This window comes from Spirillospora sp. CA-128828 (assembly GCF_050945415.1).
Classification (GTDB): Bacteria; Actinomycetota; Actinomycetes; order Streptosporangiales; family Streptosporangiaceae; genus Spirillospora.
Genome location: NZ_CP191986.1, coordinates 21,345 through 40,561 on the forward strand (window position 1 = coordinate 21,345; position 19,217 = coordinate 40,561).

Annotated in this window: 20 protein-coding genes, 1 tRNA gene and 1 pseudogene; 7 read left to right on the plus strand and 15 right to left on the minus strand. The window is 67.6% G+C overall.

Annotated elements, in window-relative coordinates:
• Positions 1 to 12: 12 nt before the first annotated feature.
• Together ACQPXG_RS00100 and ACQPXG_RS00105 are read right to left on the minus strand one after the other, a co-directional pair.
• Positions 13 to 804 carry an SDR family NAD(P)-dependent oxidoreductase gene (locus tag ACQPXG_RS00100; protein ID WP_433465506.1) on the minus strand — a complete coding sequence of 264 codons (792 nt, stop codon included), beginning with the start codon at positions 802 to 804 and terminating at the stop codon, positions 13 to 15.
• A gap of 17 nt (positions 805 to 821) precedes the next feature.
• A complete protein-coding gene (locus ACQPXG_RS00105) occupies positions 822 to 1,031 on the minus strand; it encodes a hypothetical protein (protein ID WP_433465507.1) in 210 nt (69 codons plus the stop codon).
• A gap of 208 nt (positions 1,032 to 1,239) precedes the next feature.
• On the opposite strand from ACQPXG_RS00105, the gene ACQPXG_RS00110 reads away from it, so the two are divergent.
• The 3 genes from ACQPXG_RS00110 (at position 1,240) to ACQPXG_RS00120 (ending at position 2,187) form a co-directional block, all read left to right on the plus strand.
• The gene (locus ACQPXG_RS00110; RefSeq protein WP_021592723.1) at positions 1,240 to 1,359 is read left to right on the plus strand and encodes a DLW-39 family protein; all 120 of its coding nucleotides are present in this window, start codon (positions 1,240 to 1,242) and stop codon (positions 1,357 to 1,359) included.
• Between the two features lie 22 nt (positions 1,360 to 1,381).
• A complete protein-coding gene (locus ACQPXG_RS00115; protein WP_433465508.1) occupies positions 1,382 to 2,098 on the plus strand; it encodes an HAD family hydrolase in 717 nt (238 codons plus the stop codon).
• A 16-nt stretch (positions 2,099 to 2,114) separates the two neighbouring features.
• A tRNA-Ala gene (locus tag ACQPXG_RS00120) sits at positions 2,115 to 2,187 on the plus strand.
• Positions 2,188 to 2,246: 59 nt separating this feature from the next.
• Here ACQPXG_RS00120 and ACQPXG_RS00125 read toward each other — a convergent pair.
• From ACQPXG_RS00125 to ACQPXG_RS00160, 8 genes are all read right to left on the minus strand, one after another.
• A complete protein-coding gene (locus ACQPXG_RS00125; protein ID WP_433465509.1) occupies positions 2,247 to 3,599 on the minus strand; it encodes a tyrosine-type recombinase/integrase in 1,353 nt (450 codons plus the stop codon).
• Complete coding sequence (locus tag ACQPXG_RS00130) at positions 3,599 to 3,829, minus strand: helix-turn-helix domain-containing protein (RefSeq protein WP_433465510.1); 231 nt, start codon at positions 3,827 to 3,829, stop codon at positions 3,599 to 3,601. Before ACQPXG_RS00130 ends, ACQPXG_RS00125 begins: the two co-directional genes overlap by 1 nt.
• The gene (locus ACQPXG_RS00135) at positions 3,826 to 5,451 is read right to left on the minus strand and encodes a replication initiator (RefSeq protein ID WP_433470177.1); all 1,626 of its coding nucleotides are present in this window, start codon (positions 5,449 to 5,451) and stop codon (positions 3,826 to 3,828) included. The genes ACQPXG_RS00130 and ACQPXG_RS00135 overlap by 4 nt, the downstream gene beginning before the upstream one ends.
• 59 nt (positions 5,452 to 5,510) lie before the next feature.
• Complete coding sequence (locus ACQPXG_RS00140; protein WP_433465511.1) at positions 5,511 to 6,968, minus strand: FtsK/SpoIIIE domain-containing protein; 1,458 nt, start codon at positions 6,966 to 6,968, stop codon at positions 5,511 to 5,513.
• Between the two features lie 82 nt (positions 6,969 to 7,050).
• The gene (locus tag ACQPXG_RS00145; RefSeq protein ID WP_433465512.1) at positions 7,051 to 7,350 is read right to left on the minus strand and encodes a hypothetical protein; all 300 of its coding nucleotides are present in this window, start codon (positions 7,348 to 7,350) and stop codon (positions 7,051 to 7,053) included.
• Positions 7,347 to 7,637, minus strand: a complete 291-nt coding sequence (locus tag ACQPXG_RS00150) for a hypothetical protein (protein WP_433465513.1) — start codon at positions 7,635 to 7,637, stop codon at positions 7,347 to 7,349. The genes ACQPXG_RS00145 and ACQPXG_RS00150 overlap by 4 nt, the downstream gene beginning before the upstream one ends.
• Positions 7,637 to 8,065, minus strand: coding sequence for a plasmid replication, integration and excision activator (locus ACQPXG_RS00155; RefSeq protein WP_433465514.1), 429 nt, complete (start codon positions 8,063 to 8,065; stop codon positions 7,637 to 7,639). The genes ACQPXG_RS00150 and ACQPXG_RS00155 overlap by 1 nt, the downstream gene beginning before the upstream one ends.
• 124 nt (positions 8,066 to 8,189) lie before the next feature.
• Entirely contained in the window at positions 8,190 to 8,957 is a 768-nt protein-coding gene (locus tag ACQPXG_RS00160) for a GntR family transcriptional regulator (RefSeq protein ID WP_433465515.1), read from the minus strand.
• A 296-nt stretch (positions 8,958 to 9,253) separates the two neighbouring features.
• Between ACQPXG_RS00160 and ACQPXG_RS00165 the strand changes: the two genes are divergently transcribed.
• Positions 9,254 to 9,907, plus strand: a complete 654-nt coding sequence (locus tag ACQPXG_RS00165; RefSeq protein WP_433465516.1) for a hypothetical protein — start codon at positions 9,254 to 9,256, stop codon at positions 9,905 to 9,907.
• Between the two features lie 175 nt (positions 9,908 to 10,082).
• Here ACQPXG_RS00165 and ACQPXG_RS00170 read toward each other — a convergent pair whose 3' ends face one another.
• Positions 10,083 to 10,589: an ATP-binding protein gene (locus ACQPXG_RS00170; protein WP_433465517.1), complete on the minus strand. Its 507-nt coding sequence runs from the start codon at positions 10,587 to 10,589 to the stop codon at positions 10,083 to 10,085.
• 899 nt (positions 10,590 to 11,488) lie between these two features.
• Between ACQPXG_RS00170 and ACQPXG_RS00175 the strand changes: the two genes are divergently transcribed.
• The gene (locus tag ACQPXG_RS00175; protein WP_433465518.1) at positions 11,489 to 12,787 is read left to right on the plus strand and encodes a hypothetical protein; all 1,299 of its coding nucleotides are present in this window, start codon (positions 11,489 to 11,491) and stop codon (positions 12,785 to 12,787) included.
• A gap of 1,054 nt (positions 12,788 to 13,841) precedes the next feature.
• On the opposite strand, the gene ACQPXG_RS00180 is transcribed toward ACQPXG_RS00175, so the two are convergent.
• The 3 genes and pseudogenes from ACQPXG_RS00180 to ACQPXG_RS00190 form a co-directional block, all read right to left on the minus strand.
• Positions 13,842 to 14,534 carry a site-specific integrase gene (locus ACQPXG_RS00180; protein ID WP_433470178.1) on the minus strand — a complete coding sequence of 231 codons (693 nt, stop codon included), beginning with the start codon at positions 14,532 to 14,534 and terminating at the stop codon, positions 13,842 to 13,844.
• 294 nt (positions 14,535 to 14,828) lie between these two features.
• Positions 14,829 to 15,808: pseudogene (locus ACQPXG_RS00185) on the minus strand (IS481 family transposase).
• A 356-nt stretch (positions 15,809 to 16,164) separates the two neighbouring features.
• Positions 16,165 to 16,785: a hypothetical protein gene (locus ACQPXG_RS00190; protein WP_433465519.1), complete on the minus strand. Its 621-nt coding sequence runs from the start codon at positions 16,783 to 16,785 to the stop codon at positions 16,165 to 16,167.
• A gap of 399 nt (positions 16,786 to 17,184) precedes the next feature.
• Between ACQPXG_RS00190 and ACQPXG_RS00195 the strand changes: the two genes are divergently transcribed.
• Complete coding sequence (locus ACQPXG_RS00195; RefSeq protein ID WP_433465520.1) at positions 17,185 to 17,844, plus strand: YdcF family protein; 660 nt, start codon at positions 17,185 to 17,187, stop codon at positions 17,842 to 17,844.
• 117 nt (positions 17,845 to 17,961) lie between these two features.
• Positions 17,962 to 18,354, plus strand: coding sequence for a VOC family protein (locus ACQPXG_RS00200; protein WP_433465521.1), 393 nt, complete (start codon positions 17,962 to 17,964; stop codon positions 18,352 to 18,354).
• A gap of 112 nt (positions 18,355 to 18,466) precedes the next feature.
• On the opposite strand, the gene ACQPXG_RS00205 is transcribed toward ACQPXG_RS00200, so the two are convergent.
• On the minus strand, positions 18,467 to 19,135 hold the full coding sequence (locus ACQPXG_RS00205; protein WP_433465522.1) for a TetR/AcrR family transcriptional regulator: 669 nt from the start codon (positions 19,133 to 19,135) through the stop codon (positions 18,467 to 18,469).
• Positions 19,136 to 19,217: the final 82 nt, after the last annotated feature.

Here is a 19,217-nt window from a genome sequence, read left to right on the forward strand (position 1 = left end):
CCGGATTTGTCGCTACCGCTTGTCGCGCTGGCCGTCCGCGAGGCCCCGCGAGATCCGCTGTCCGCCCGCGCGCCGCTGCACCGCCGCGGACAGGACGGGGGCGACCCCGCCTATCCGCGCGCCGATTCGCAGCCCGAGCGGCGCCACGTCGATCTCCGCGATGTTCCGCTCGATGGCCCGGACGGTCGCGCGCGCCACGTCCCGGGGCGACCTCGTCCCGACCCCCTTGGGCAGACTCACACCCGCGTCGGCGAACATGCCCGCGTCCCGGATGAAACCCGGGAACACCGTCGAGACGCCGACGCCGTGCGGACGCAGATCCTCCCGCAGCGCCAAGGCGAAGCCCCGCATTCCGAACTTCGTCGCGTTGTACAGCGACGCGTGCCCGGACGCCGTCTTACCGGACAGTGACGATACGAATACCAGATGTCCGCGGCCACGATCGGCCATTTGCGCGGCCGCCAGCTTCGCCATCACGATCGGTGCCCGCAGGTTCACGTCCAGCGCCCGGTCGATCTGCGCGATGGAGTACTCGGCCAGCAGCCCGGAAGCGGGCAGTGCCGCGTTCGCCACCAGCGCGTCCACCCGTCCGGCCTCGTCCAGCAGCCCCTCGGCCGCCGCCCGATCCGCCAGGTCGGCGACGATGGCCCGCCCGCCGAGCCGCTCGGCCAGCGGTTCCAGGACGTCAGCCCGGCGACCCGTCAGCACGACCCTCGCCCCGCGATCGGCCAGCGCCCTCGCCAGCGCCTGGCCGATTCCGCCGGTCGCCCCGGTCACCAGGACGTTCGCTCCGCGCAGATCCATGCCGAGATGATGGCGGATCACATCCCGATCCGCCACAGCAGCAGAATGATCGACGACAGCACCAGCCCGGCGGTGCCGAGCGGCACCTCGCCCAACGCGATCATGGCGGCGCAACCCGTGGCGGTCAGGCCCGCGACCAGGACCATCCCGCGGCCCCCGGAGCCCCGCTCCTCCGGCACGCCCGAGTCCAGCTCGCGTTCCCAGCGCCGGAAGTCGTCCTCAGCCATCGGCACTCCCGAAGGTCGTCACCCCGGATTATGCGGCCGTCCCGGCCCTGCGAAACGTGACGTCTTCTTTGGACGCGCGGTCCGATGAGGCGACTGAGTGCTGATCGCCCGGCAACGGTTGCTAGGCTGCGGAAGAGCCTGGGGGAAGCACTCACTGATGCGCAATTCCCGGGTTTTGACTTGATAGTCGAGGTGAAGGGGTCCCACCGTGAAGAAGCTGCTCGTCCTCGCCGTTGTCGCACTCGGTGGCTTCGCAGTCTGGCGCAAGCTCCAGCAGGACCGCGCCGAGCTGGACCTGTGGACCGAGGCCACGTCGTCCGACAACTGACACGCCGGCGACAGGCCCCGGCGTGAACGAAGCAGAGCCGATCACCGTCGCCTGCCTCGATCTCGCCGGGACCACCGTCGCGGACGGCGACACCGTCGAATCCGCCTTCGCCGAGGCGATCGCCACCCTGGGGATCGTCTCCGGCACGGCGGCCTACGGCCGTGCCCTCGCCGGCTTCCACGACGCGCGCGGCGAATCGAAGATCGGCATATTCCGCTCGCTCTTCGACGAGCCCCGCGCCCAGGCCGCGAACCTGGCGTTCGAGCGTTCCTACGACCAGCTCGTCGACAGGCGCGGTCTGAAGCCCGTACCCGGCGCCGATGCCGCCCTCGCGCGCATCCGCGGCGCCGGTGTCCGAGTATGCCTGCTCACCGGCTTCGGCCGCAGCACACAGGCCCGCATCCTCGACACCCTCGACTGGTGGGACCGCGTCGATCTGACCCTCTGCCCCGAGGACGTCCCCCGCGGCCGCCCGTGGCCCGACCTCATCCTCACCGCGGCCCTCCGCCTCGGCGTGGACGACGTCCGACACATCGCCGTCTGCGGCGACACCGCGAACGACATGCTCTCCGGCCGCCGCTCAGGCGCGTCCATCGTCGCCGGCGTCCTCACCGGCGCCCACGACCACGACCGCCTCCTCACCGCCGGCGCCACCCACATCATCCCGAGCGTCGCCGCCTTCCCCGACCTCATCCTCCGCACTCCCGCCGATGCCACGCCCACCCCCGACCCCGGGTAGGCTTGACCCGCCGCGAGGGGCCTTAGCTCAGTTGGTAGAGCACCGGCTTTGCAAGCCGGGTGTCAGGGGTTCGAATCCCCTAGGCTCCACCTGCGAGAACGCCCCCATCCCGATCATGGATGAGGGCGTTCGTGCAATTAGCGTGCAATTAGGCCACCGGGACGAGCAGCCCGGTAGGACCGTCGTCGTCCTCGTCACCGTCGGCGTCCCGCTCCATTTGGATCTTGTCGTTAAGCGCGTCTGCGATGGCGCGGCCCGCCTCCGACGTGGCGTGCTGATAGATCATCGCCGCCCGGACGCTGTCATGCCCCATGCGGTCCATGAGGTCGCGCAGGCTCGCCCCGCTCTGTGCCGCAAGGGTGTTGCCCGTGTGCCTCAGGTCGTGGAAATGCAGGCTCGGAAGCCCGAGCGTTTCCACGGCAAGAGTCCACCGGGACGCCCGCCGGAAGTTGCCCCGCCGCAGTACGCCGCCGTTCGGCCCCGCGAAGACGAGCGCCGCGGGATTGTCACCGACGTGCGCCCGCAGGTGTTCCCGGATCAACGGGACGATGCCCGCCGGGAAGCTCACGGTGCGCTTGCCTGCCCGAGACTTGGGAGGACCGATCACCAGGTCACCCGTGTCGAGTTCGAGGTACTGCCGCCGGACGGACACAGCACCGGCCCTCAGGTCGATATCCCGCCGCACCAGCGCCACGGCCTCACCCCACCGAAGACTTGCGAAGGTCGCCAGGAGCACGAGAGCCCGGTACCTGTCGTCATGCTCGACGGCCGCGTATCCCTCCACGGCGAGATTCCATAGCACGCGTTCGGCGGCCTGGCGGTCCGGTAGGTACTGAGGAAACGCCCGCGTCCCGCCCTCCACCAGCCGGTATCGAAGCTGGAACTCTCCGGAAGGCAGTTTGCGGATGTTGCCCAGAGGGTGACGGCCGAGCAGTTCGGCCAGTTCGAAGACCTGCGCCAGCGTGAGCACGGGGCGTTCTTCCGGTGTCTCGTCACCGGCGCCTTTGATCCGGCATGGGTTACGTGCGAGCATGCCGTCTTCCTCCGTCGCGGTCATGAGGACCGCCCGCAGCAGCCGATACGCCTTTGCGGTCACGCTTGCCGAAACACCGGAGTCCAGGAGGGCCGTTCGCCATTCCCGGACCATGCTCGTACTGATGTCGCCGACTGAGACTCCGCCCAGGTGTGGGCCGATGTGCTTCCCCAAGAGTCGCTCGTACAACTCGACGGTACGAGGACGCAGGCCCGCCCGCTCTTTGATCCACTTCGCGGCGTAGACGCTGAGCTTCACCTTCGCGCGCTCAGGGTCGATCCACTGCCCTTGGATCATCTGCGCTTCGACGAGCGAGAGGAATCGGTCGGCGTCGCCCTTGCGCTCGTACGTCTCCGGTGCATACCGCCGCTTGCCGTCAAGCCCCAGGTAGCTCGCCTGATAACGCCCCGAGGGCAGCTTGCGGACGTTGCCGAAACGTCGGTGTCCCGGCTTGTTGCCCTTAGCCACTATGCAGCCCTCCAGACGTCGGACGCGGTGATGGGCTCCACTAGCCCGGCTGAAACGAACTCACGAAGTGCAGACTCTGGGATGCGGACGAACCGCCCGACCCTGACGAAGCGGATGCGTCTTTCGGCGATGAGTCGACGAGGGAACCGCTGTGAGGTGTTGAGGTACTCGGCCGCCTCAGCCACGGTCAGCAGCCGTTCAGCCGGAAGGTTGTCAGGTCGCTTGGTCACGCCGCCTCCGGAATTGCCGAAAGTTCTGGGGTGTCGGTCTGCGTCGCTTGGTCGAGTTGTGCGCGGCGGGTGACGCGTTCGTTGATCATGTGCATGAGCCGTCGTTCGATGGACTTGACGTCCGGGTCGCCTGGTCCGGCGCGTTCCCAGACGTGGAGGGCGTTCGGGTCGGTCGGGTTGAGGACGGGGATTCCGGCTTCAGCCAGCCGTGCCAGGACCCAGGCTTTGCGGTCGGCTTTGTGGTCGGCGAGGGTCTTGCCGGACCATTTGCGGGAGACCAGGACGCGGCGGCCGCCGTAGCCGAGGTGTTCGTGTCGGTGTGCTTTGCCTTTGCAGTAGCCGGGGGTGAGGCCCTTGCGGGGGTTCTTGGGCTGGACGCCGTAGCGGAGCCAGTTCGCGCAGGTGGGCGAGCACGGCTCGTAGCGGAGCGTTTCGGCCATCCGGTCGGCGTGTTCGCGCTGCGCGGCAGTCTGGGCGGTGTGGCATTCGGCCACGCCCTTGACCAGGTACTTGGTCAGGTATCCGATGAGATTGCGGGACTTTGGGGAGTCGGGCATCACGCCCTGGGCGTCGATCTGCCGCCCGAACCGCACCACGTGCAGCGGTTCGGCATCCTCGTCCAGGCCCACCGCATCCAGAGCCTCATCCCAGGTGGGGAGGACCTCGCCGGTAGTGGGGTCGAGGTAGCCGCCGTTCTCGCCCGCAGCCTCATCCCAGACCGGGAGGTGTTCGCCATCGAAGACGACGCGGTCTGTCGGAGGCCACCACACTTGGTGATAGGTGGCCGCCACCACTTGCCGCAGTTCCGCGCGGGAGATGGTGCCCCGGATCGCCATGTGCAGGTGGGGTGCGAGACGGCGTTGCGGTTCGACGGTGGCGAAGTACTGCACGTCATAGCCGACGAACCGGCGCAGGTTCTGCACGAACCGGTCCACCAGCTTGGAGAAGTGCAGGGCATCACGCGCGGCCCGCGTGTAGTCGTACGCCGCCGGGTCGACCGGGGTTCCGTCCGAGCACACCCGCCCGTAGGAGTCCAGGGTGAGCGTCAGGAAGATCGACGGCCGGAACGTCTTCCCATCACGGCCCCGGAACACCTTGCCGACCGTGCGGGAGTCGACCGGACGGCGAGGCAGATCCGGAGCGTCCTGCCGCCGCCGTGTCGACCGGGCACGCCGGCCTTTGCTCTCCTCGCCGGTCTTGAGCGAGCCGCGCACGCCGGTGCGTTCGAGTTCGTTGTCGAGGTCACGCACCACGGCATCCCAGAACCCGGCGTCTTCCCCCTCTGCCGAACCCTCCTCGGCCGCACGGTCACGGGCCGCTTGAGCTTGTGCCCGAAGCTCCATCCACGCGCGTTGCTCGGCGTTGGGGTCAGCGCGGGTGATGACCGGTTCTTCGGTCAGGTGCCAGCCCTGGGAGCACTGCACGGCGCGGAGTTTGCGCTTGCGTTCGGCGCACGAGGGGCAGACCGAGGCGAGGGTGTGGTTGCACGGGACGTACACCACCTCAGCCGCACCGGTGTTCAGGTCGACCCGCCGCATGGGCACCGGCCGGATGCAGACGCCGTTTTCGACCGCGACCGCTTCCAGCACGCCCCGCGCCAGCGGAGCCAGCGTCTTGACCACCGGTTCGGCCGATTCGGGCTCAGCCGCAGGGGAGGCGGCACCGTCGAGGGCCAGTTGATTCACGCCGCCTCCACATCAGGGAAGCCCAGCGCGACCATGTCTTTGATGTCGTCATCGGAGACGTACGCGGCCCGCACCCGCACCGGATCCGGGCTCGTCTCCAGCCGGACGAACCCGACTCCCGCGCCGACCTGCGGGATGGAGGAGATCTCGTCAGCGAGGGCGCCACGGTCGCGGGCACCGTCGCCGAGCACCATGTCCACTTGGTCGTCTTCGTCCAGGCGCAGCGCGATCCGGTCGGGGAACAGGTTGCGCAGATTGTTGACCTCTTTGCGGGCGTCCTGCTGCGCACCGATCACGCAGTACCCCACCGACCGACCCTGCGAGGTGAGCACGGCCAGCGCCGACTCGGCCCGCTTGCGTAGGTCGCGGTCGGGGCAGTAGGCGGTGAGGAAGGCCAGTTCATCGACCACGATGACCCGGAACGGGTGCTCATGGCTGGGTGTGAACGAGCGGGTGACTCCGGCGAAGCGTTCGGCGCGGGCGTTCATGTCCTCGGCCGCGGCTTCCAGCAGTTCGACCATGCCGCCCTTGGGGTCGTCGCTGTAGCGCCCGCACCGTTCGAACAGCGCCCTCCCAAAGCTCAGTTCCATGCGTTTGGGGTCGATGCCCCACACCTCCACCAGCCCGGACAGCATCCAGGGCAGCAGGGCGCGAATGATCGACCAGATGACCGACCCCTTGCCGGCCCCCGTCGCGCCCGCGATCAGGACGTGGGTTCCGAGGAGTCGCAGCCGCCAGGGTGAGCCGTCCTCTTGCCGTCCGATCTCCAGCCCGGACAGATCGACGTCGGCAGGGTCCGGGATCGGGAGTGCGGGGATGGGGACGGCGAGGGCATCGCGGCGGACGAACTCCAGCCAGATACGGCCCGGACGGTCCCCGTCCCGGACGCGGACCAGGGTTGCGCCGAAGCCATGGGCGAGGTTGACCGCGACCTGTTCCCAGGCGGCCGGGGCCTGCCCCTTGAGCATCTTCACCAGCACCCGATCCGACGTCGGGCCGCAGCGGACCCGGACCAGCGAAGGCAGGTATTCGCGCCCCTTGTGGACCTTGGTCAGTCCGGCCGTGACGAGGACGGGTTGCCAGTCCCGCCGGTAGACCGTGACGAGCCGCCATCGGGCCCGGACGGGACGGGCGACCCAGCGGACGAAGGACGGATTGTCGACCAGCGCCCACGCGCTCAGGCCCTGGACGACGAGGGCCAGGACGACGGCGGGGACCGGCCAGCCGAACCGGTACCCGAGCCAGCCCAGACCGGACGCCACGGTGACGGGGACGATGTTGCGGACCAGGAACACCATCGTCCGGACCAGGACGCGGACGGCGTTGACGATGAGCACCAGGCCCTCAGGCATGTGCCACACCGGAGGCGCCCATTTCGGGGGCGCGAACGGGTCACGCTGCGCTTCGACCGCAACGTTTTCGCCGGGACCGAGCTTGCGGAACTCCCATGCCATGATGGATTCCTCTTCGTTGCGCTGTTCAGGGGAGAGAAGCGGGGCGGCCGGAGGTACCAGCTCCAGCCGCCCCACCTGGTTTTCAGGCCGCGGGTGCGGCGGACTGCGCTGCGGTGTGAAGCCGTTCCACCTCGGCCGCGTACCGCGCGAACACCTCGGCGAACTTGCGCGCGACCCGGACGTCTTCGGCGGTCGGCTCCTCCGGGTTGGTCGGCGCGATCAGCACCCGCGCCCCAGCGTGCGAGATCCAAATCTGCGCGCGATCGCCGTCGGTCGGGCACGTCATCGCCATCCGCCCGTCCGGGTAGAGGCTCACCGAGATCACCGACGTCCCGTCCGGCTCCACCATGACCGTGGTGTGGCTGTAGGAGGTCTGCATCACGCCGCCTTCCGCTTACCCGAGGACCGGCCCGACGAGGACCGGCCCGAGGGACGACGGCCCGACCGGTACAGCCGCTCCACCTCCACCGCGTACGCCGCCGCCTGCTCGGCCAGCCCCCGCGCGAACTCCACGTCACCGGCGTTGACCCGCTCGGGAAGGGTGAGGGTGACCAGCACCCGACCCGCCGACACCGTGAACAGCGGCGTACGCCCCCGGAACGGCTTGAACTTCACCGAAGCCGACGCGTCGACCGGCAGCGACAGCGCCGACATGCGCCCGCCCGCCATCACGCCGCATCCTTCGCAGCGTTGTCCTTGGCCGCCGTCCGGCCCGAGCCATTGCCCTTGAAGTTGGCCGGGCGCACCGCAGCCGCCTTGAGGCTGTAGGCCAGCCGCCCGGTACCGGAGTTGACATACGGCGTCACCGCCAGCCCATCGAACTCCACCGGCACGAACGGGAACCCCGCCGGAGCCTCCGGCATCACCGGCTGAACCGGCGCCATCAGCTTGACCTTGAACGTGCCCTTGGACTCCGGATCGGCGTCCAGGACCTCCACCGCCCACACCAGTTCGCCGGACTCCTTGTCCCGCGCCTGGACGAAGTTCTCGCGGGTCGACCGGTCGAAGTCCCGCACCGGCTCAACACCGCCCTTGATGAACGCCCCGAACGGGAACACGTCCCCGAACGAGACCTTGAACGGACCCTGCACCGCCATCGCGATCACACCCTCTCGATCGTTCTTCCTGACGACAACTCGCTTTGTCGAGTTGCTGTATTAGAACGTACCCGAGAGATCCAGATCTTCAATCGCCGAAAGACGACTTATCGAGTGATCTGCGTCACAAGCCGTAGCTCTCTTCGAGAACATGCAGCGACCCCGGTAGGACGACCTCCACCACCAGGACCGTCCGGCCCGCCGAGTCCACCACCGACCCCAGCACCGACAGCACCGGCTCACCGTCGACCAGGGCGAGCGCATCGCGTTCCTCGCCGGTCGGACGACGAGCCCGGAGACGCTCATCAATGCGGGTCAGCCGTTCGGTGATGCCCGCCGTCATCAACTGACGGACCGGCACCGTCAACGGGCCCTCCTGGTCTAGGCCGGTAGAGCGCGCGACATCCAGCGGAGCCCACAGCGAAACCAGTTCACTGGCGATGTCGTCATACCGGCCCACGTACCGCCGCAGCAGGACCGGAGCCGACTCGGCCAGGCCAAGCAGCGCAGCCACCTGGTTCGGCGCAGGACGGCGGCCGACCTCCAAGACCCGGACAGACGACCCCGTCTCCTGGCGATCCAGGACCGCCAGACCGGGCCGGCTACTGTCCGACGCCCGCGACGGCGAGGCAGCCTTAACGAAGGTGCCCCGCCCGTGCTCACGATGCAGCTCACCCAACAGCGCCATCTCATTCAACGCGCGGACCACCGTCGGACGCGACGCCCCGAACTCCCGCCCTAGCGCCGCCTCAGACGGGATCGGGTCCCCAACCCGATAGGTGCCGTCCTGGATCCGACGCCGGAGCGTCTCGATGATCTGGACGTACTTCGGAGCGTACGAAGCATGATCTGCCACGAGGTCCTGCCAACAGCTCGACAACACGAGTAGCACCAGGAAACCAGACGCCACCAGCCGCTGTCACGCCTTCACCGGTCCCGAGCTGGCAAGTTCTTCACCCGGTCGTCCGCAGCCCGTCTGCGCGTCACGCATGGCAGCGACTGTACGAACTGGGAGTTCTGGGACTCACGCGCTGGCGGCGTCGAGTTCCGTACGTGGTCGGGGCCTCGTCAGCTCGGTGGCCATTTCTGCGTTGGGTCGGACGATCATTACAAGCGAGCGCCGGACATCGGTGTCGTGAGGCTCCTGGAGCCGCTACAGATCTGGACTCAACTCAAAGGAACGAAATTATGTCCAAGCATGGGCAGCAGATCACCTGGGAGCGTCTCCACGCCCTGGGTATCCACTTCGTCCCCCCGGTGGACAGCCCCTCCTATGTGGAGGAGCTCGACGCGAAGCTTGAGCGCGCAACCCACCTGTTCGTCGTCGGGAAGTTCGAGACGGGGCAGCCCCCGTCGGTGCACCTGGTGACCGAGTCGGGTGCGCTCAACCTCGACGAGCTCCGTGAGGTGAAGTCACTGACCGGGCGAGGACCGGTGTTGGGCTGGGCGAAGCGCTATCGCCAGCCGCTCAACCGGCTTTCCTGGTACGCCCGGTGGATGATCCTGCACTGGGACTTTCGCGGGCGGGACCATCAAGTACGAGCGGACGAGCTCGGGCAGCTCCGCAAGTCCTCCGGGACCCGCGGGCTGAGCCTGAACGAACTCAATGCGCTCCGCAAGATCATTAACCGCTTCCGTGGTCGCGGCAACAATGTGGAAGAGCTGTTGTACAAGCACTACGGGCGGGACGATCAGGGAGAAGTCGGGGCCAACTTTGGCCCCTACCGCACCTTGCTGCGGTGGAAGACGCAGCCACCGCTCCCCCACAGTCGGGACCCCCGGCTCCGCGAGATCGTGGTCGCGAGCGTGGTCACGACCGCAACGTCCCCCGAGGTCAAGTAAGGACCTGGGGGCATCCACCCCCGGGCGTCCAGGCGCCCGGGGCCACCACACCGGTTGTCGCCTCAACCGCGGCGGCCTCCACACCGGCAGCCTCTTCCGCAATGGGAGAGGCTGCCTCTTCTCGCCTCCCCGTCTTCCAGACCGGGGGACCCGGCAGGGACGCCCCGGGGGCCGACTATCGGGTTGTCGTCGGCGCGGTCGGCCTGTCCACGTGCGGCAGGGGCCCGACAACCGGACGGCCCGCCGCCCGCGCGCCCGAAAGCATGAACGCGTAATCGATCGCGATGCGCGCCCAAACGATCTTTCCCTGTCCCAGGCTGCACCAGCCCCAGCCACCGGACGCGAACGCCTGCACGATGATCAGCCCGCGCCCGCACTCCGCACCCTCACGCGGCGATTGCAGCTCGGGGCGTCCGGGGTGCGCGTCCCACACGCACAGTTCAACGCCTACATCGATCCGGCTCACCCAAGCACGGATCTCCGCGCCCTCACACAGCGTTGCAGCATTCCCCGCAAGCTCACCCATGATCTGACAGGCGTCGCTCTCGTAAGCCGCCAGCCCCCACCCGTCCAAAGCCTCACGCACCAGAGCACGGGTCAGATACACGCTGTCCGGGCACGCCTTGGTCAGCGTCTGCCTACGCTGATGCGCCAAAGTGTCCACTTGGGCTGTCGCGGTCATCGGGGGCCGGCCTTACCACCGGCGACCATTCCAGCCAGCACCGCCGGAGCCGACTGAACCTCATCGACCGGCACAATCCCCTCACCGGAGTCGGCCCGCACGAACCACCACACCCCGCCGACCCGCTCACACCCCACACGCACCGACCGCGCCCGATCCGCCCCGCTCACCACGAGCAACACCGGCGGCCCGCCCTCCCGGCTCACCAGCCCACACGACAACGGTTCCTCGCTGCGTGCAATTACCGCGTCCAACGCCGCCAGATGCAGCCGACGCGCGCCCATCGCGTGATTGAGCCGAGCGGACCGACCGCCACCGCCCGCCGTCGACCTCGTCGGCCCAGCGACCACAGCGGCCTTTCCCATCTCACCCGACATCGCAACGCCACTCCCTTCGGTGTTCGGATACCGCCGGACGAACCGCCACGTTCACGCGCCCACGCCCGCCATCTGATGGAAGCGAGTCCGGCGACACGGGGTCACTGCCGTCCCCTGGTTCACGACCCGCAGCAGAACCGGGCCGATCAACGGCCGCCCGCACCATGCCGCCGGACCCGCCGCTTTCACGCCACCTCGGCCCGGTCCGCCCCGCCACACTCGATGCAGCTCTCCCGCTTCCGTTCCGGTCCACGTCCGGAGCCACGCCGCGCCACCAGCAGGTCAACCCGAGACGACACCCAGGACCAACCACGCCCGTTGCACGAAGAGCAGGGGGTTTCGCGAGTCGGCTCGTTCTCTCCGGGACGGGGGATCACCAGTCATGCCTCCTGAAGCTGCATGATCAACTGTGCTCGAATGACGTACGGTGTTGACTGCCATGAAGACAACCAGCCGTCACCTTCCGTAAGGACCGCTAACCGGACCCCCAATCGCCCCCTTTTCTCGACGAGGCAAGGTCGAATGCCCGAAACCATCCCTAATGTGCAGCTCACTGCATGGCGCGAGGCGAACCACCCCACGCGCAGGGACATGGCCGACGCGCTGTGCCAGACACCCACGGCGCGTGAGAAGGCGCTGGTCTGCGACGAGGAGCGGATTCGACGTTGGGAACGCGGCGAGGTCCTATGGCCGCATCCGCCATACCGCAGAGCACTTCAGGAGCTGACCGGGCGCACCGCCGAACAACTCGGCTTCGTTCCCCCAGCCAAACAGCGAGAGCGGCAAGCCCTGCTCGTCGGCCGAGTCGTTCCCGCGGACGCCATGCAGGCCGAAGCCTCCCTCTTCGACACGATGGAACTGGCCCGCATGACGGAGGTCTCCGACATCGGCCCCGGCACCTTGGAGACGATCGAAGAGGCGGTAGACCTCCTATGCCGTGCCTACCCCGTCACTGACGCCGTCGTTCTGCGTGACCGCACCAAGCGCCGCATGAAGTACGTTCTCGACTTGTTGCAGGGCCGACTCACCCTCCACCAACACCGCGAACTGCTCGTCCAAGCCGGATGGCTCGCGGCCCTCCTGGGATGCGTTCACTACGACCTTGGCCAGCGAGAGCAAGCCGAGGCCGCGCGTCAGGCCGCCTACCAGATGGGCAAGCAGACTGGCCACGGCGAACTCATGGGCTGGGCCTACGAGATGTCGGCATGGTTCGCACTCGTCGAAGGCCGCTACGAAGACGTACTCGACGCCGCCCAACGAGGGCAGGAGTTCGCCGGCAGCAGCAACGCTGCGGTTCAACTGACGTTGAAGGAAGCGCAGGCGTACTCACGGCTCGGAATTACCTTCCGAACGGAATCACGCCAGGCCCTGGAGCGCGGCGCGGAGGTTCTCGGCCAACTCGCCACACCCTCCAGGCCGGATCACCATTTCGTGTTCGACCACTCCAAGTGGGTGTTCTACGCCTCCACGATCTACACCAACCAGGGCGACGACGAACGCGCCGAAGAGCACTCGCTCGAAGTCCTGTCCCGCCACACCAGGGCCGACGGCACCAGCAACGCCCCCATGCGAACGGGCGACGCCCGCATCAACCTCGGGATCATCCACGCCCGCCGAGGTGATCTCGACGAGGCCGTTCGACAAGGTCTGGCCGCCTTCGACTACGACCGCCAGAACTACGACCTCGCGATGCGAGGCCAAGACCTCGTTGAGGTGCTCGATGAGCACTACCCCGCCGAACCACTCGCCGAGCAGTTCCGCGAACGACTCGTAACCGCCCGCGAAGCCGTCCGCCAAAACCAGTCCGAACAACGCAACTGACATCACTTGCTTGCCGAATTGGGCTGTTTTAGATCAAGGGGCGGCGGCGCTCAGGCCGCTGCGCGGCCCCGCGCCAGGCCGCCCGGAGCGTGCGGCGTGGGCGCCGGTCACCGGACGGCCGCGCCGGACCGCGCATCGCGCCGCGCCAGCCAGCCCCGCCCCGACCGCCCACCGCAGGGTCGCGCCGCCGCCCTAACAAGAGCGTGGCCCCCGGAGCGGAACTCCGAGGGCCACAGGTAGACAACAGCGCCGTGTCAGCTACGGCACCGTTGTTACTCTTGTCCGAAGACCCGCAGGCCCGCGGTGCTGAATGTGAACGCGCTGATCGCCTCGACGCTCCGCCCTGTCAGGATCCCGGGCGTTCCGACCTGGCGGGCCAGCCGCTTGAACAGGTCGCGGTGCGCCTCGCTCGGGAGGCACGCCTTGTCGGGTGAGCCAGGAGTGCCTTTCGGCCCGCCTGTCTCTCCAGTTTCGACTATACGCATGAGCATAAGCCCTTTCGGTTCTCTCATGGCAACTGCCACTGTGGCGACCTAAACGCCACGCTTTGGACTGTCCGCGATCTTGACTTGGAAGCAAGCCACTGGCCCTGGCCCCACGCCAGACCAAGATCTACAAGTGCGGCTGGAGGATTAGGGGAGATTGCCTGGAGGTCGGCTGAGCGTGCGCTACTGGGGAACCCCGTGGTTCCCCAGACCCCTCCTGGACCCGGAGGGCACTCCCGCGCGAATCTGTCTGTCTCGGGGTTCGCGCCGTTCGCGCGGGAGCACCCTCCGGACAGGTCCGTTCGTCTGTTGCGGTGGTCCGTGGCGTGCGCTGCACGGGGGAGGACTCGCAGGCCAGCGACGGGGAGCCGTGCAATTAGCGTGCAATTAGGGGCGGTCACGAGGGGGCAAGAGCGGTCACGTCTGGATCACGGGTTGTGCAGGTCAGGGGAGTGATCGGGGTTGATCTCGCAGATTTGCAAGCCGGGTGTCAGGGGTTCGAATCCCCTAGGCTCCACCCACCAAAAAGCCCAGGTCAGAACCAAAGTTCCGGTCTGGGCTCTCTTGTCTCACGATCTCCTCTTTCGCTTCCGTGCCCGTTGCGTGCCCGATCGCTTCGCCTTCTTGAGCTCAGCCTTGGCCATCGCGCTGAGCGTGTCCGCGATCTCGCGGTGCCGTTCGTCCGTCGCGTGCAGATAGATCATGGCCGCGCGGTCGCTCGCATGGCCCATGCGTTCCTTGAGTTCTGGGAGCGTCGCCCCCGCGATCGCAGCAAGCGTGTTCCCTGTGTGACGCAGGTCGTGAAACCGCACATCCTTGAGCCCCGCCTTGTCCAAGGCCCGGACCCAGTTGCGCCGGAAGTTCGCACGCCGGAGGAGCGCCCCTTTGCCACCGACGAAGATCAGCCCCTCGTCGCCGTCCTGGGCGAACGCCTTGATGTGCTCTTTCAGCTCAGGGAGCACGATTGCCGGAATCGGAAGCGTTCGGACGCCCGCCTCAGACTTCGGGGGCCCGAAGTGGAGCGGCTTTCCGGTCACCTCCACAAGCGTCCGTTCGACCCGCACCGTTCCGGCCTTGAGATCGATGTCCTTCCGTCGCAGTGCCACGGCCTCACCCCAACGCAGGTTCGGGAAGGTCGCCAGCAGAACGAGCGTCCGGTAATGACGGTCGATCGCCTCAGCCAGGGCGAAGACCTCCGAGATGCTGAGGACCGGCCGCTCTGGTGAGTTCTCGGCCCCGCCGGTCCTTGATCGCGCATGGATTGCGCTTGATCATGCCGTCACTGACCGCTGTGTTCATGATTGCCTTGAGCAGTCGATACGCCTTGGCCACCGTGACGGCACCGGCCCCGGAGTCAAGGGGCGGCGGCGCTCAGGCCGCTGCGCGGCCCCGCGCCAGGCCGCCCGGAGCGTGCGGCGTGGGCGCCGGTCACCGGACGGCCGCGCAGGGGCCGCGCATCGCAACAGGTCCGCTGGCCCCGCCCCGACCGGTCGCCACGGAGCACGCGCCACCGCCGTAGTCGGAGCCATTCGTCATCGAGCGCTAGATGTACTTGGTCATGATCTTGGTGTCAGTCGTGTGATGGGTGGGTGGCCGCCCAGGGCCGAGTGGGGGCGTTGGGTGTTGTAGTGCTCGAGCCAGGATTCGAGGGCTTGGGTGCGCTGGTCGTTGCTGGTGTAGGGCTGGCGGTAGGCCCATTCGGTGGTCAGGGTGCGGTTGAGGCGTTCGGCTTTGCCGTTGGTCCACGGGCAGCGCGGGCGGGTGAATTTCTGGCGGGCGCCCAGGTCGGTGCAGGCCTGCTGGAAGGCGTGGCTGGTCCGGTAGTTCTTGGCGTTGTCGGTCATGACCCGGTGGATGCGGGTGATGCCGTGGGCGGCGAAGAACGCCGCGGCGCGGGTGAGGAACGCCGCGCAGGTGGTGCCCTTCTCGTCAGGCAGGACCTCGGCGTAGGCCAGCCGTGTGTGGTCGTCGATGGCGGTGTGGACGTGGTCGTAGCCGATGCCGCGGCCGCGGACGGGTTCGCTGCGGCCGTGGACGCGCCATCCGCCGCCGTCGGGGATCCGGCCGAGTTTCTTGACGTCGATGTGGATCATGTCGCCGGGTGCCGGGTGCCGGGTGCCGGGTGCTCGTAACGCCGGTCGCTGTTGCGGGACGCCCGGATCTGCTGGCCGGTCAGCGGGTCGCAGGCCGCCGGCACCGGAACGCCGTGGCGGCGCAGGATGCGGGTGACGGTGCGGGCCGGCACCCCGGTCGCGGCGGCGATGTGGTCGGGGCCGGCACGAAGGCGTTCGCGGGCGGCCAGCACCCGCTCCTCCACCACGGCCGGGGTCCGCGACGAGCGCGAGCGGGGACCGCTGCGGCGGTCGGCCAGCCCGTCCCAGCCCTGGCCGCGGAACCGTCCCACCCACCGGTGCGCGCACTGCCGCGAGATCCCCAACTCGGACGCCACATGCGCGACCGGGCGGCCATCGAAGACGACGCGGCGAACCAGCAGGCATCTGCCATGAAACGTCAGCCGCGCGTTAGCGTGACCCATCAAGACCTCCGGGCGTCGGTGAAGTCGGTGAAACCCCACTACGCCCGGAGGTCTTCTTGCTGATCAAACACCTACCGGTCAGGTGTCACCAAGATCATGACCAAGTACAGCTAGACCATGCTCGTGACTGAGTGTTGTCCCAGGTCGTCACGGCTGGTTCGGGGCGACTGGTCAAGCGTGTGTGACTGGGGGACGCCGTGGTTCCCCGGGGCCCCTCCGGACAGGTTTGCTCGTCTGTTGCGGTCGGTGACGGGGTGGAGGTTGCCGCCCTCGCAGACCGCGACAGGAAGAAGCCGGGTTGAGGGCACGGATGGGCCGCAGGGAAGAAAGGGGTGGGGACGTTCACGGGGCGGCTGCTAAAGACCCACCCGGGGTGTCAGGATCGTGGCAGCGATGAAGTGGCTGTAGGGCGCTGCTACCAAGAGCGCCGCCAGGAGAACGAGTGTGGCTTTGTTCCTGCGCTTCAAACCGAGGAAGTAGCCGACGGCCGCGAACACCAGGTACGAAGTGAACACCAGCATGATGGCGACGATGACGCAGATATGGTGCCGCAGCCCGGGATCGACGGTTCCATACAGAGCCGGACCGGCCAGCTGGGCAAGCTGGGGGGATGCCTTCCACCAGGCCAGCGAGAGATTCACCAGCGCCAGCACCGTGCCGGCGAGCACGGCCACGGCCAGCCCGGCTCGCCATGCCCGGGCTTTTACGGCCCGCACTGCCAGCAGGCCGGCCAGTAGTGCACAGATATGACCGACCTCGCTGCCGGAGGTATAGCCGAGGATGGCCCCGCCCCGCCACGCATACACCGCCTGCGGGCCCGTCTGCGCGTCGGGCCATAGCTCCTGTCCCAGGTCAACGTTGCGCGAAAGCAATGCGAGAGTGGCGATAGCGGTCCCGGCGATCAGCGCCGTATAAACGGCCGCGAGCCAGGTCCAGGCGAGTCGGTCGCGCGGCAAGCTCTGCATCATGCCGATCATGATGCCTGAAATAGTCAGATATGCCGAAGAGGCCCTTCGTCACTCCGCCCTGCCTAGTGCACGCGCCGGACAACAGTGACAGCAGCCGTGACAACGGCAGCAGACGGCGCCGCGCGTGATCAACCATCAGCGCGAGGTCACCACGGCGGAACGAGCCAGAGAACGAGGCCCAGGTCAGAGGTTCGCCGGGTCGCGCGGCGGGTTCATGATCGGCTTTGCAGCCGGGTGTCAGGGGTTCGAATCCCCAAGGCTCCACCCACCAAACGCCCTCATCCTGATCATGGATGAGGGTGTTCGTGCGATTAGCGTGCAATCAGGCCACCGGGACGAGCAGCTCGGGAGGCCGAGCACTTCCGCGGCAAGAGCCAACCGTGACGCCCGCCTGAAGGAGTGAGCCCCGTGGCCGAGGTGACTTTGTCCGCCGCCTACCGCGCCGACGTGGAAACGCTTTGGGACTACCACGACATGCACCACACCATTCGGCCTAGCGACGTCGCCATCGGACTCGGTAGCCATGATCTCGGCGTTGCCACCTTCGCAGCGGAGCTCTACCACGAGGGTATGTTCCCCCGCATCGTCTTCACCGGCGCCAACGCACCGACGACGATCGAACGATTCCCGCGCGGCGAAGCCGTCCACTACCGCGAACACGCCATCGAACTCGGCGTTCCCGATGAGGCGATCCTGGTCGAGCCCAAGGCCGCCAACACCGGCCAGAACATCGAGTTCACCCGCAAGCTACTCGCTGACCGCGGGATCGAAGTCAACACAGCGACCCTGATCTCTCGGCCCTACCAGCAGCGCCGTGCCTACTCCACCGCCAGAAAGCTGTGGCCAGACCTTGAGATCATCTGCGCGTCTCGACCGCTCCCGTTGGACGAGTACATCGTGAGCATCGGCGACGTGAACCGCGTTATCAACATGCTGGTAGGCGACACCCAGCGCATCATGGTCTATCCCACACAGGGATTCGCCATCCCACAGGACATGCCGCCCGAAGTCGAAGCGGCCTACCGCCGCCTGGTCGAGGCAGGTTTTACCAGCAGACTCGTCCGATAACCCGCCCCGACAAGACAGGTCCCGGAACCACCTCGTTTTGATCCCAGGACATGCTTGACGGATGTTCCAGGAATCATGGGGCGGTCTTGCGGGGCTCTGCGGGCTAGTCTCATGCAGGTGCGACTTGATCTGATCACGATCATTGTGGACGACTACGATCAAGCCATCGAGTTCTTCACCGCCGCCCTGGGATTCGACCTGGTCGAGGACTCGCCATCACTGACCAACGACGGCCGTCCGAAACGCTGGGTCGTCGTGCGGCCGCCGGGTGCCGCGACCGGCATCTTGCTGGCTCGCGCGGATGGCGAGCGCCAAACCGGTGCCGTCGGAAACCAGGTGGCCGGGCGCGTCGGGTTCTTTCTCCAAGTGGACGACTTCAATGCCGCCCATGAACGCATGATGGCCGCCGGCGTCAACTTCGTGACCTTGCCACGCACGGAGCCCTATGGGCGAGTCGCCGTGTTCCTCGATATCGCCGGCAACCGATGGGATCTGCTCGGTTCGCCTTGACGGACCACGACGATGCCTCGGCGGGGCGGCTGACAATCGTGCCCGTTGTATGGCCTGATGGGACGTTGACCAACGGGGGGCCACGGTCGTTTGCGTGGTCATCGCCTCTGGCCTAGCTCTCGTCTCCCTTGCTCTCTTCCGCATCTGTTGCGTGCTCGCGGTGGTTTGAGGGTGCGGCGGGGCGTGGCGCGGGTGGGAAGAGGGTCCGGACGGCGCGGATGACGGCGGTGCGGCGTGCGGCGAGGGTGGGGTCGGTGGCCGCGAGACGGGCGAGGCCGGCGAGTTCGGGTTGGGCGATCCAGGCGTGGGCGATCTGGGTGACGAGGGTCATCACATCGATCGGGTCCCAGGTCGGGTCGAGGTCTCCGGTCTGCTGTGCGCGGCGGACCGTTTCGACCTTGCCGAGAATTGCTTCGCCATATGGGTCGGGCCGGTCGGTGGCGGGGGGCTTCCCGGTGGGATCGGTGCTCAACTCCAGGCGACCCCAGCTGATGAAGCGGTGGCTGTCAGGGTGGGCGGTGAAGTAGTCGAACATCTGCCCGGCGTAGCTCGACAGGTCGGCCGGGTCCAGGTGGATGGCTTCGGCCGCGGCCGCCAGTTCCCTGGAGGCGACGTAGGCGTACAGTGCTTCCTTGTTGCCGAAGTGGGCGTAGACGCGTTCCTTGCTGGTGTGGGCGGCCTTGGCGATCCGGTCGACGCGGGCGCCGGCGATGCCGTGCCGGGCGAACTCCGCCTTGGCCGCGGCGACGATCCGGTCGCGGGTGGAGTCGGTGCCGGTCATGCCCTCACCCTAGCCAACCGAACCGTTTGGTTTGACAAAGGGAACACGGGAGGTAGCGTGGGCATCGGCCATACCGAACGGT

Coding starts and splice junctions, on each gene's coding strand:
- ACQPXG_RS00150 (WP_433465513.1), bottom strand. CDS start 7,637: ATGGCGGGCGGGCGCATGTCGGCGCTGTCGCTGCCGGTCGACGCGTCG.
- ACQPXG_RS00190 (WP_433465519.1), bottom strand. CDS start 16,785: ATGATCGGCATGATGCAGAGCTTGCCGCGCGACCGACTCGCCTGGACC.
- ACQPXG_RS00140 (WP_433465511.1), bottom strand. CDS start 6,968: ATGGCATGGGAGTTCCGCAAGCTCGGTCCCGGCGAAAACGTTGCGGTC.
- ACQPXG_RS00100 (WP_433465506.1), bottom strand. CDS start 804: ATGGATCTGCGCGGAGCGAACGTCCTGGTGACCGGGGCGACCGGCGGA.
- ACQPXG_RS00155 (WP_433465514.1), bottom strand. CDS start 8,065: ATGGCGGTGCAGGGTCCGTTCAAGGTCTCGTTCGGGGACGTGTTCCCG.
- ACQPXG_RS00205 (WP_433465522.1), bottom strand. CDS start 19,135: ATGACCGGCACCGACTCCACCCGCGACCGGATCGTCGCCGCGGCCAAG.
- ACQPXG_RS00165 (WP_433465516.1), top strand. CDS start 9,254: ATGTCCAAGCATGGGCAGCAGATCACCTGGGAGCGTCTCCACGCCCTG.
- ACQPXG_RS00105 (WP_433465507.1), bottom strand. CDS start 1,031: ATGGCTGAGGACGACTTCCGGCGCTGGGAACGCGAGCTGGACTCGGGC.
- ACQPXG_RS00170 (WP_433465517.1), bottom strand. CDS start 10,589: ATGACCGCGACAGCCCAAGTGGACACTTTGGCGCATCAGCGTAGGCAG.
- ACQPXG_RS00175 (WP_433465518.1), top strand. CDS start 11,489: ATGCCCGAAACCATCCCTAATGTGCAGCTCACTGCATGGCGCGAGGCG.